This window comes from Bacillus sp. z50 (assembly GCF_058313585.1).
The window spans coordinates 181861-194314 of record NZ_JBZFQL010000003.1; the positions used below are offsets into that span (position 1 = coordinate 181861).

Annotated in this window: 13 protein-coding genes; all 13 read left to right on the plus strand. The window is 42.0% G+C overall.

Features of this window, described 5'->3' with window-relative positions; translation table 11 throughout:
- Nucleotides 1–35 precede the first annotated feature (35 nt).
- The 13 genes from AC4G3N_RS10280 to AC4G3N_RS10340 all read left to right on the plus strand — a co-directional run bounded on the left by AC4G3N_RS10280 (nt 36) and on the right by AC4G3N_RS10340 (nt 12454).
- Nucleotides 36–2225 (plus strand): S8 family serine peptidase, encoded by a 2190-nt coding sequence (locus tag AC4G3N_RS10280; RefSeq protein WP_140461891.1) that lies wholly within the window; start codon nt 36–38, stop codon nt 2223–2225.
- A 426-nt stretch (nt 2226–2651) separates the two neighbouring features.
- On the plus strand, nt 2652–3032 hold the full coding sequence (locus tag AC4G3N_RS10285; protein WP_491090132.1) for an ATP synthase subunit I: 381 nt from the start codon (nt 2652–2654) through the stop codon (nt 3030–3032).
- A 7-nt stretch (nt 3033–3039) separates the two neighbouring features.
- Nucleotides 3040–3750, plus strand: a complete 711-nt coding sequence (gene atpB, locus AC4G3N_RS10290) for a F0F1 ATP synthase subunit A (protein ID WP_066109305.1) — start codon at nt 3040–3042, stop codon at nt 3748–3750.
- A 57-nt stretch (nt 3751–3807) separates the two neighbouring features.
- Nucleotides 3808–4014: a F0F1 ATP synthase subunit C gene (gene atpE, locus AC4G3N_RS10295; protein ID WP_066109752.1), complete on the plus strand. Its 207-nt coding sequence runs from the start codon at nt 3808–3810 to the stop codon at nt 4012–4014.
- A gap of 143 nt (nt 4015–4157) precedes the next feature.
- Complete coding sequence (gene atpF / locus AC4G3N_RS10300; protein ID WP_066109304.1) at nt 4158–4682, plus strand: F0F1 ATP synthase subunit B; 525 nt, start codon at nt 4158–4160, stop codon at nt 4680–4682.
- Nucleotides 4679–5215, plus strand: a complete 537-nt coding sequence (locus AC4G3N_RS10305; protein ID WP_066109301.1) for a F0F1 ATP synthase subunit delta — start codon at nt 4679–4681, stop codon at nt 5213–5215. The genes atpF and AC4G3N_RS10305 overlap by 4 nt, the downstream gene beginning before the upstream one ends.
- Nucleotides 5216–5239: 24 nt before the next feature.
- On the plus strand, nt 5240–6748 hold the full coding sequence (atpA, locus tag AC4G3N_RS10310; RefSeq protein ID WP_066109298.1) for a F0F1 ATP synthase subunit alpha: 1509 nt from the start codon (nt 5240–5242) through the stop codon (nt 6746–6748).
- 35 nt (nt 6749–6783) lie between these two features.
- Nucleotides 6784–7641, plus strand: coding sequence for an ATP synthase F1 subunit gamma (gene atpG, locus AC4G3N_RS10315; protein ID WP_066109294.1), 858 nt, complete (start codon nt 6784–6786; stop codon nt 7639–7641).
- A 60-nt stretch (nt 7642–7701) separates the two neighbouring features.
- On the plus strand, nt 7702–9123 hold the full coding sequence (gene atpD, locus AC4G3N_RS10320) for a F0F1 ATP synthase subunit beta (protein WP_066109291.1): 1422 nt from the start codon (nt 7702–7704) through the stop codon (nt 9121–9123).
- A 28-nt stretch (nt 9124–9151) separates the two neighbouring features.
- Nucleotides 9152–9559 (plus strand): F0F1 ATP synthase subunit epsilon, encoded by a 408-nt coding sequence (locus AC4G3N_RS10325; RefSeq protein WP_066109289.1) that lies wholly within the window; start codon nt 9152–9154, stop codon nt 9557–9559.
- Nucleotides 9560–10190: 631 nt separating this feature from the next.
- Complete coding sequence (locus tag AC4G3N_RS10330) at nt 10191–10571, plus strand: NADH-quinone oxidoreductase subunit A (RefSeq protein WP_066109283.1); 381 nt, start codon at nt 10191–10193, stop codon at nt 10569–10571.
- Entirely contained in the window at nt 10562–11074 is a 513-nt protein-coding gene (locus AC4G3N_RS10335; RefSeq protein ID WP_066109280.1) for a NuoB/complex I 20 kDa subunit family protein, read from the plus strand. The genes AC4G3N_RS10330 and AC4G3N_RS10335 overlap by 10 nt, the downstream gene beginning before the upstream one ends.
- Complete coding sequence (locus tag AC4G3N_RS10340) at nt 11075–12454, plus strand: NADH-quinone oxidoreductase subunit C (RefSeq protein WP_491090133.1); 1380 nt, start codon at nt 11075–11077, stop codon at nt 12452–12454.

Below are 12454 nucleotides of genomic sequence, written 5' to 3' on the forward strand. Positions count from 1 at the left end.
GTTAATCCATTCTAAAAACAAGGATGTGATAATCATTGAAGCAAATTTTAATTGGAGCTTTCATATTTATTCAATTAATAGTATATGCTCCACATAGTTCTGCTGAGGATATAGAGGTGGTGATGATTGAAACAGTAAAAGACACATCAGCTCATCGAGTGGCGAAAGAGCTGATAGAAAAGTATCCAGCAATCAAACCGCGCTATTATTTCAATTTAGTGTGCAACGGCTTTTCTGCTAGCGTACCTTCTATATTAATACCGAGATTAAAAAAGGAAGAATCAGTTTCAGCTATTTTTCTATCGGGTCCAATTAAAGCTACTATTAAAAAGAATTCTCTGCCAAAAGGTCAGCCGCAACTTCAATTCAACCAGCCAATTCAGGCTACGGGCAAAGGTGTAAAGGTCGGAGTGATTGATACGGGAATTGATTATAGGCACCCTGATCTTAAAGCAAACTATAAAGGCGGCTATGATTTAGTGGATCAAGATGAGGACCCAATGGAGACGATGGGGAGCTCTAAAAAAGCAACCATTCATGGGACGCATGTGGCTGGAATTATTGCGGCTAATGGAAAAATGAAAGGGATAGCTCCTGAAGCAAGCATTTATGCATACAGAGCACTAGGGCCGGGAGGATACGGAACAACTGATCAAGTCATTGCTTCAATAGAAAGAGCGGTAAAGGACAAGATGGATATTATCAATCTGTCCTTGGGAGATACGATGAATGGTCCGGATCTTCCTACAAGTAAAGCGCTCGATAAGGTAGTTAAAAAGGGAATAGTGGCTGTTGTAGCAAATGGAAATGATGGACCGGGTATTTGGACGGTAGGTACGCCTGGGACATCAGGGGGAGCGATCAGTGTAGGGGCAAGTTCAGATGCAGGTAAATCGAAGAGGTTGAATTTTACGAAACCATGGGCGGACATTGATTTTCAATTAACAGCAGGCTCCCCCGAGTGGGATTTTTCACATTCTATGATCATGACTTATGCAGGCCTTGGTAAAAGGGAGAATTACGAAAATATCAATGCGAAAAATAAAATTGTGTTAGTGGAGCGGGGAGTAATATCATTTAAAGATAAAGTAAAAAATGCAGTGAATGCCGAAGCTCTGGGTGTAATTATTTTTAATAATGAACCTGGTGAATTAAGCGCTTCTCTCGAAATGAATTCAAAAATTCCCGTAATCACCGTTTCGCAAAAAGATGGGCGAAAAATGAAAAAGGCTCTGGAAAATGGACAACTCACCTGTAGGACAATTGATATAGAAGAAAAAGAGAAATTAGCCTCCTTTAGTTCAAGAGGTCCGGTTATTCATAGCATAGCGATAAAGCCGGATGTAGTAGCACCGGGTGTGAGAATTGAAAGTACGATACCGGGCGGAACGTATCTTTCTTTGCAAGGAACGAGTATGGCTGCTCCTTATGTGGCGGGTGTGTGTGCATTGATTAAAGAGGTTCATCCTGATTGGAGCCCAGAAAAAATCAAATCGGCTTTAATGACCAGTGCTATATCGTTGAAAAATGATAAGGATGAAATATATCATACATTTGAACAGGGAGCTGGTCGGGTAAATGTGAAGGATGCACTGCAAGAGGATACATTTTTAGCTCCGTCATCTGTAACTTTTGGCATGGCAACCAATGGTCGAATGTATAAAGCGAATATAGTAGTAGAAAATAGAAGTAGTAGAAAAAAGCGATATTATTTTTCTATTCCACGTAAGGAAAGATTTATGACATGGAAACTGCCGTTAGCTTTTGTACTTGAAGGAGGCCAAAAGAAGAAACTGGAAGTTCAGCTTGAATTGGATAATTGGAAAGAGAAAAGTGAACTAGATGATGGTTATCTATACCTCAATGAAGCGGGAAGAAATAAGGTGCGCAAGATCCCTTACATTTTTGCAATGACGAAACCTGATTACCCAATTGCTGAAGGGGTAGAGGTTGTTCAAGAGAAAGGCGATCGCAAGATGGAAATAAGTGTTTATTTACCGTTTGGTGCCGATTCTGTAAGATTTACCTTGTATAATGCAGATTCACTTCTTTACATAAAAGATCTAGTAGAAGTGAAAGGTGTTAAAAGAGGGGTACTTAAACAAAAAGTCGACTTACCGGAAAATATCCTCTCAAATTATTACGAAATTGTGACAGAAGTTGAAAAAGACCATCAAAAAGTAGTGCTTAAGAATACAAATTACTTGAAATTTCAGTTAGAATGAAATTTATACACTTATTTTTAACATAATTGATAATTTATTCTAGTATAGGTAATGGATTTCACACCTATCTGAATTGACAATCATTTTTGCCTATTGTATTCTTACATAGGGTATAAATGGTAGGGTTTTCAAATTGACAGACAATTTTCCATTTATATTGTCAATTGTGTTGATTATACACCTCTAATATACATATCTGAGTTGATTCGATACAAAATAATAATCGCAGTGTTTTTCTGCAACGATTTACAATGTCTGCCGGTTTATTATAATTGATCGGCCCAATACTATCGGAATTTTATTGGTAGGTGGCTATAATCATAATCGCTAACAATTGGAACCCCTTATTGTCTCCTGATCGGATTAGTTAGTGAAAGGTGTATATGCTATCCGTTCAAATAACTCTTAATGGAGAAACCTATTCAAATGCTAGAAGTCCACATTGTTTTCAGACGCTATCTGAGGTACACGTTCACCTTATTATCCATTTATGTTATCCTATGGGGAGTAACCCCTTATAAAACAGAAGCCTTGGGAATGACACTTGGCAGTATAATTGGTATTTATAATATTTGGCTTTTATCAAGAAAAACTGCTCAATTAGGTGAGAAAGTGCTTGAGGGAAGCAGCATGAAATCACTTGGGACAATCTCAAGAATGGCAGCTGCAGTTTTAGCTGTCGCCATTGCTATGCGATATCCTAATCAATTTAATGTATTTTTTGTCGTATTGGGATTAATGACGGGTTACCTTGTCATTATGATAGATTTAACAATCCATAACATAAGGCGGGGGGAAAAGAGGTGAATTTAGATTGAATCATGGAGCACCTACAGTCGAATTAATGGGCCTTACTTTTAATCTTGGTAACGTTCTGATGATTACGGTCGCAAGTGTGATTGTATTTTTAATCGCCGTACTGTCGACAAGAAAATTGGCAGTTAAGCCATCTGGTATGCAGAACTTTATGGAGTGGGTCATTGACTTCGTCAGAAACATTATTAATAGCAATATGGACTGGAACACTGGCGGGCGCTTTTTAGTTCTTGGAACGACGCTTATCATGTACATATTTGTTTCAAATATGCTTGGTCTTCCATTCTCAGTTACTTATAACGGAGACCTATGGTGGAAGTCGCCAACAGCCGATCCAGTAGTCGCTTTAACCCTTGCAGTAATGATCGTAGTCCTTACAAACTTCTATGGTATCAAAATGCGAGGCTTTAAAGGGTACAGTAAAAACTTTGTATCACCTATGCCGTTCTTATTTCCGCTTAAGATTATTGAGGAGTTCGCGAATACCCTCACACTGGGCTTGCGTCTATTCGGTAATATTTATGCGGGTGAAATCTTACTCAGCCTACTGGCGGGATCTCTTGCAACAGATTTCTGGAGCAGTGCCCTTGCTATTGGTCCAACCATTGTATGGCAAGGTTTCAGTATATTTATCGGAGCAATCCAGGCATTTATCTTTACGATGTTAACAATGGTTTACATGGCCCACAAAGTCAGCGAAGACCATTAATAATATAAAAAATTTAACTATAGTTATACAAATTAAAGGAGGAACTTCATAATGGATTTGGGAGTTATAGCAGCAGCAATCGCAATCGGTTTAGCAGCTCTTGGAGCAGGTATTGGTAATGGTTTGATCGTATCTCGTACAGTAGAGGGAATTGCACGTCAACCAGAAGCACGTGGTATGCTTCAAACTACAATGTTCATCGGGGTAGCTTTAGTTGAGGCGATTCCTATCATCGCGGTTGTTATCGCGTTCATGGTAATGTAATTGACAATACTGATGGCGGAGAATCTAGGGATTATCTTCGCCATTCCTTTATGTTTACTAAAATCCGGCCGTGAGTTCACGGTTTAAACGTATATGCAATAAAAAAGCAAGCCGTAAAGACTTCTGAAGGGAGTGAAATAGGGGTGTTATTTAATAATTTGGTACTTGGAGCTGCAGCGCATAGCGGTCTAAATACGGGAGATATCATCTTCCAATTAGTCGCTTTCATCATCTTGATGCTTTTACTGAAAAAATTCGCATTCGGTCCTCTTATGGGCATTATGAAACAACGTGAAGAACATGTTGCGAGTGAAATTGAAGTAGCAGAAAAGAATCGTGCAGAAGCAGCTGCTTTGTTAGAAGAACAACGTACTATGCTGAAAGAAGCTCGCCAGGAATCTTTATCTCTTATTGAAGAGGCTAAGAAACATGGTGAAAAACAACGCGAAGAAATCATCGTTGTTGCCCGTCAGGAAGCTGAACGTGTGAAAGAGTCAGCGAAACGTGAAATTGAACAGCAAAAAGAACAAGCTATGGTTCAACTTCGTGAGCAAGTTGCATCCTTGTCTGTTCTAATTGCGTCTAAAGTGATTGAAAAAGAACTTAGTGAAGCTGATCAACAAAAATTGATTAACGATTACATTCAAGAGGCAGGAGAAGAGCGATGAGTAATACAGTTGTAGCAAAACGCTATGCAGATGCTCTTTTCCAAATTGCCAAGGAAGATAATCAAATAGACCGTTTGGAAGGCGAAATGCGGACTTTGAAGGAAGTATTTCTATCAAACAAGGAGCTTACTTTATTCCTTGAGCATCCAAAGGTATCTATGGAGAGCAAAAAAGACGCCATAAGAACGGCTTTTGCTACTATGTCTCCATCTATTCAAAACCTGTTAATGATTCTTGTAGACCGTCATCGCGAGGATATTGTGGCGACTTTGGCAGATGAGTTTATTTTATTAGTAAACGAATACACAGGTGTAGTCGATGCTAAAGTTTATTCTGTCCGTCCTTTAACGAAGCAGGAACAAGAAGGCATTTCAAAGGTTTTTGCCCAAAAAATTGGAAAACAGGCACTGCGCATTGAAAATATCGTAGACAGCAGTCTTCTGGGTGGAATCAAGCTGCGAATCGGTAACCGTATTTTTGATGGTACGGTCTCAGGTAAGCTAGAACGCTTGGAACGTCGTTTGCTGGGTTAATATTAGAAGTTAGGGGTGAAATTCATGAGCATCAGAGCTGAAGAAATCAGCGCGCTGATTAAGAAACAAATTGAAGGCTATCAATCTGATATAGAAATGAGTGAAGTCGGCACCGTAATCGTTGTTGGTGACGGTATCGCGCGTGTTCATGGATTGGACAACGTCATGTCCGGAGAGCTGCTTGAGTTCTCAAACGGTGTAGTTGGTATGGCGCAAAACTTGGAAGAAAATAACGTCGGTGTTATTATCCTCGGTCCTTTCCGCGACATTAAAGAAGGAGACGAAGTACGCCGTACAGGCCGCATCATGGAAGTACCAGTAGGTGAGGCTATTATCGGACGTGTCGTTAACCCTCTTGGACAACCACTTGATGGTATGGGTCCAATCGCTACAACTGCAACATTACCGATCGAAAACAATGCACCGGGTGTAATGGATCGTAAGTCTGTACACGAGCCTTTACAAACAGGTCTTAAAGCGATCGATGCCCTTGTTCCTATCGGACGTGGACAACGTGAATTAATCATTGGTGACCGTCAAACAGGTAAAACATCTGTAGCGATTGACACCATTTTGAATCAAAAAGATGAAAACATGATTTGTATCTATGTAGCAATCGGTCAAAAAGAATCAACAGTTCGTGGAACAGTTGAAACTTTCCGTAAGCATGGTGCATTGGATTACACAATCGTTGTTTCAGCATCTGCATCTCAACCAGCTCCATTGCTATACTTGGCTCCTTACAGTGGGGTAACAATGGGTGAATATTTCATGCGCCAAGGCAAGCATGTTCTTGTTGTATATGATGATTTATCTAAGCAAGCAGCAGCATATCGTGAGCTTTCCTTGTTGCTTCGTCGTCCTCCAGGCCGTGAAGCATTCCCAGGGGATGTATTCTACTTGCACTCCCGTCTATTGGAGCGTGCTGCTAAATTGAACGACACACTTGGTGCGGGTTCAATCACAGCATTACCGTTCGTTGAAACACAAGCTGGAGATATCTCCGCTTATATCCCAACAAACGTTATCTCCATCACAGATGGACAAATCTTCTTGCAATCTGATTTATTCTTCTCCGGCGTACGTCCTGCGATTAATGCGGGTCTATCCGTATCCCGTGTAGGTGGATCAGCGCAAATTAAAGCAATGAAAAAAGTTGCCGGTACTCTACGTTTGGACTTGGCATCATTCCGTGAGCTTGAAGCATTCTCCCAATTCGGATCTGACTTGGATAAAGCAACTCAAGCGAAATTAAATCGTGGTCAACGTACAGTTGAAGTATTAAAACAAGATCTTCATAAGCCATTGCGTGTAGAACAACAAGTATTAATTCTATACTGCTTGACTCGTGGATTCTTAGATGATATTCCATTGGCTGATATCAGGCGTTTTGAAGCTGAAATCATTGAATGGACTGCACGTAACCACAACGAATTATTTGAACATATCCGCACTACTGGCGATCTGCCAAAAGAAGAGGATATGAAAGCAGCAATCGCTGAATTTAAAAAACAATTTGTTGTATCGGAATAACAGGATAGGCATTTAATAAAGGATGGTGAGAAGAAATGGCATCATTACGTGATATAGATGCGCGTATAAAATCAACGAAAAAGACGAGCCAAATCACAAAAGCCATGCAAATGGTTTCCGCCTCCAAATTGAATCGTGCCGAAGCAAACGCGAAAGCTTTTGTACCGTACATGGAGAAAATCCAAGAGGTCGTAGCGAGCATTGCGAATGGAAGCTCGGATGCATCTCATCCGATGCTGGTCACTCGTCCTGTGAAAAGAACCGGATATCTGGTTATCACTTCCGATCGCGGATTAGCTGGACCATATAATAGTAGTGTCTTAAGAAAAGTTTATCAGACAATCAATGAACGCCATAAATCCCCGGATGAATACGGTATTATCGTTCTTGGGCGGGTGGGAAGTGAATTCTTCCGTATCCGCGGTATGAACGTTATCCAGGAAATGGTCGGATTGTCTGATCAGCCAAGCTTTGATGACATTAAAGAAATAACCGCCAGTACGGTAAAGTTATTCGCAGACGAAACTGTTGACGAAATCTATATGTACTACAACCACTTTATTAGTGCTATTTCCCAAGAAGTAACGGAAACTAAACTTTTACCTCTTGGAAGTGTAGAAAGCGATGCTGTAGCTACACTTTACGAATTCGAACCAAACCAGGAAGAGATTCTTGAAGTGTTACTGCCACAATATGCTGAGAGTTTAATATATGGCGCATTGTTGGATGGTAAGGCAAGCGAACACGCATCACGGATGACAGCAATGAAGAGTGCAACTGATAATGCTTCTGAGCTTATCGGCTCTCTAACATTGACATACAACCGTGCACGCCAAGCTGCAATTACACAAGAAATTACCGAGATTGTCGGCGGAGCCGCTGCACTCGAATAGATAAAATGGAAATATAGATTCGAACATTCACACGGCATAGAGTAAATAGGAGGGAATGGAATGAACATAGGACGCGTTACTCAAGTCATGGGTCCGGTTGTCGACGTTAGATTTGAAAACGGCAAACTACCTGAGATCTATAACGCTCTGAAGATCAACATTTCCAAAGGAGCGCCTGCTGATGAGGCAGAATACCTTACTTTGGAAGTTGCTCTTCACTTAGGCGATGATACGGTTCGTACGATTGCAATGGCTTCTACAGACGGATTAGTCCGTAATGCAGAAGTAATCGATACAGGAGCACCAATTTCTGTACCGGTTGGAGACATAACACTTGGTCGTGTATTCAACGTATTGGGTGAAAAAATTGATTTAGATGCTCCTTTAGAAGGCAACTATCAAAAAGATCCAATCCACAGAGAAGCTCCAAAATTTGAAGAGTTATCTACTGAAGTTGAGATCCTTGAAACAGGTATCAAAGTAGTAGACTTACTTGCACCTTACATCAAAGGTGGAAAAATCGGATTGTTCGGTGGTGCCGGTGTAGGTAAAACTGTATTAATCCAAGAATTAATCAACAATATCGCCCAAGAACACGGTGGTATCTCCGTATTCGCAGGCGTTGGAGAACGTACTCGTGAAGGAAATGACCTTTACCACGAAATGACTGACTCCGGTGTTATCAAGAAAACAGCCATGGTCTTCGGACAAATGAATGAACCGCCTGGTGCACGTATGCGTGTTGCCTTGACAGGTTTGACAATGGCTGAGTATTTCCGTGATGCACAAGGTCAGGACGTACTTTTCTTCATCGATAACATCTTCCGTTTCACACAAGCCGGTTCAGAGGTTTCTGCCCTGCTTGGACGTATGCCATCTGCCGTTGGTTACCAACCAACATTGGCTACAGAAATGGGTCAATTACAAGAACGTATTACATCCACTAACGTGGGTTCTGTTACATCTATTCAAGCAATTTACGTACCAGCCGATGACTACACGGATCCGGCTCCGGCTACAACATTTGCCCACTTAGATGCAACAACAAACCTTGAGCGTAAACTTTCTGAAATGGGTATTTACCCAGCGGTGGATCCGTTGGCATCTACTTCCCGTGCGCTTTCTCCTGAAATCGTTGGAGAAGAACACTATGAAGTTGCCCGTAGCGTTCAATCTACATTACAACGTTACAGAGAGTTGCAAGATATTATTGCCATTCTAGGTATGGATGAATTGGGAGAAGAAGATAAATTAGTTGTTGCCCGTGCACGACGTATTCAAAACTTCTTATCTCAAAACTTCCACGTAGCTGAACAGTTTACTGGTCAAAAAGGTTCTTATGTACCAGTTAAAGAAACTGTTAGAGGCTTCAAAGAAATCCTTGATGGTAAATACGACAACCTTCCTGAAGATGCATTCCGCCTAGTTGGACGCATTGAAGATGTTGTAGAAAAAGCTAAGCAAATGGGCGTTGAGGCTTAACCGAAGGATCTTATAGGAGGGCGCATATATGAGAACGATTAAAGTTTCTGTAGTTACTCCTGGCGGTCCTGTGTTGGATGAAGAAGTAGAAATGGTCAGTACGAAAGCAAAAACGGGGGAACTTGGTATTCTTGCCGGACATATTCCAATGGTAGCTCCACTTGATATCGGTTCCGTTCGTTTAAAAACGGGTAACAATACAGAATGGGTTGCTGTATCCGGTGGATTCATGGAAGTCAACGGTGAAGAAGTAACCATACTCGCACAGTCAGCTGAACGTGCTGAAGATATTGATACTGCTCGCGCCAAACAGGCTAAAGCACGTGCTGAAAGACGACTTCAAGACAGACAAGTTGAAATTGATGCACATCGTGCTGAATTGGCACTTAAGCGTGCTTTAAACCGTCTAGATATTGCTGAACAAAGACAACGTTAAACGTTGAATAAACTCCAGGGGAGAGGGGCCCCTGGAGTTTTTTTGTACATAACTTGGCAAATGAGAAATATATATAGGATATGAGGAAGGAAGAATGGAACAAGTGGGATGAGAGGACTTTGTCTCTTGCTGTTGGGTCGGTCATAGGTCGGTGGTAGATGGGTGAAAGATCGGTGATAGGTATGCGGAAGGTGGGGGAAAGGAGCTCTGGGGTACCTATCAGGCACCTATGCCCCACCTATACTGGGGTAAAGGCCGGTCATAGGTGTGTGAAAGGTGGGGGAAAGGAGCTCTGGGGTACCTATCAGGCACCTATGCCCCACCTATACCGGGGTAAAGGTCGGTCAAAGGTATGTGAAAGGTGGGGGAAAGGAGCTCTGGGGTACCTATCAGGCACCTATACCCCACCTATACCGGGGTAAAGGTCGGTCAAAGGTGTGTGAAAGGTCGTAGAAAGCTCTGCTATCAACTACCTATGAGTCACCTATCATCCCCACCTATCCAATAAAATTGAGATAAAAGTGGTATGACCAAAATCACCATATCATATCGACACGTATATATCAGAATGTTATAATGTATACGGTTACATATTGAATATTTAGAAAATTTTAGTGGGGAAAATGGGGGGATGAGATTGGCATCACTACATTGGTATCAGAACAATTATATAATCGTTCTGGTTTTTTTATGCCTTGGAATATTGCTTCCAATTGTAGCATTGTCTTTAGGGAAGTTATTAAGACCTCACAAACCTACCGACGCAAAAGGTACAACTTACGAAAGTGGCTTGGAGCCCTTTCATGATTCAAGGGTTCAATTTAATGTACGTTATTATATCTTTGCCCTGCTGTTTGTTTTATTTGATGTAGAGACCGTATTTCTTTATCCATGGGCGGTAGCCTATGAAAAATTAGGCGTATTTGCATTAATTGAAATGCTGATTTTTGTGTTGATGCTTGTACTTGGATTACTTTATGCCTGGAAAAAGAAGGTGCTGAAATGGAATTAAAATTGGAAGAGCTCTCTCCAAGGGAGAAGGATGAACTGCAACGTACGATATTTTTGGCAACATTGGAACAGGTAAAGGGATGGGCGAGAGGAAATTCCCTATGGCCACTTACATTTGGACTGGCATGCTGTGCTATTGAAATGATGGCTGTTGGTTCCTCGCATTATGATGTTGATCGATTTGGTTCCTTTTTTCGTACATCTCCACGTCAATCAGACGTCATGATTGTTTCAGGGACTGTGACAAAGAAAATGGCTCCTATTTTAAGAAGACTGTATGACCAAATGCCTGAACCGAAGTGGGTCATCGCGATGGGTTCCTGTGCTACCGCAGGAGGTCCATATGTGCGCTCCTATAGTGTAGTGAAGGGAGTCGACCAAATAGTGCCGGTTGATGTCTATATACCAGGATGTCCTCCCAATCCTGCAGCTCTCATATATGGAATCAATAAATTGAAGGAAAAGATTAAATATGAGGCGAAAACTGGGAAGAAGGTGTTGTAGTTGAGCGAAAAAGACTTATCCCAGCAAAAGAAAGAGGCAGCAGAAAAGGCGAAGGAAGCAGCCAAACAAAAGCTTGCTGAAAAGCAATCCTCTGAGCAATCACCTAAAGCAGATCCCCATCAAGATAAAGATGATATCGCTCTCGCCAAAGCAAAAGCAGCAGCCGCAGCCAAGGCAAAAGTAGCCGCAATAGCGAAGCAAAAACGAATAGAGGGAGAAGCAAACTCCGAGAACGCCACACCGCCAGAGGAAACAGAAAAAGAAAAAGCCATCGCTCTCGCGAAAGCGAAAGCGGCAGCCGCAGCCAAGGCAAAAGCAGCCGCAATAGCGAAGCAAAAACGAATAGAGGGAGAAGCAAACTCCGAGAACGCCACACCGCCAGAGGAAACAGAAAAAGAAAAAGCCATCGCCCTCGCGAAAGCAAAAGCGGCAGCCGCAGCCAAGGCAAAGGCAGCTGCATTGGCGAAGCAAAAACGAACAGAGGGAGAAGCAAACTCTGAATCCACCACATCGCCAGAGGAAACAGAAAAAGAAAAAGCGATCGCCCTCGCGAAAGCAAAAGCGGCAGCAGCGGCCAAAGCAAAGGCGGCAGCATTGGCGAAGCAAAAACGCACAGATGGAGAAGCAAACTCTGAATCCGCCACACCGTCAGAGGAAACAGAAAAAGAAAAAGCCATCGCCCTCGCGAAAGCAAAGGCGGCAGCCGCAGCCAAGGCAAAGGCAGCTGCATTAGCGAAGCAAAAACGGACAGAGGGAGACACCGAATCCACCAAACCACTAGAAGAAACAGAAAAAGCCAAAGCAATTGCAGTAGCAAAGGCAAAAGCCGCGGCAGCAGCCAAGGCGAAATCAAAACTTGCCGAAAAAACATCCGCACCTGCATCAGAAGAAGCGCCATCTCCAAATCAATCCCTGCTTGATACCTATCGAACGATACTGGAAACCAATATTGGACCTGAAATTTTGGAAGATGCTTATATTAATAGGCTTTCTAAGGATGTACCAACGATTGTTTTAAAAAAGGAAGCATACTATCGAACTCTCGAATTTTTACGAAAAAATGAGCAACTGAAGTTTAATTATTTATCTGAGATTCACGGAACAGACTTTGTCACCCATTTCGAGGTATATTTATATTTGTATTCATTTCCATATCAGCGTGAAATTGTCATTAAGGTCAAGGTGGATCGAGAGCAGCCAGAGCTGGAATCTGTCGTGCCGTTATGGATAGGTGCAAATTGGGCAGAGTCAGAAATATATGATTTGCTGGGCATAACGTTTACAGGCCATCCGAACTTAGAGCGAATACTACTCGGGGAAGACTGGGTTGGTCATCCACTGCGCAAGGATTATGAGCAGTATGATGATGTGGAGGTGTAG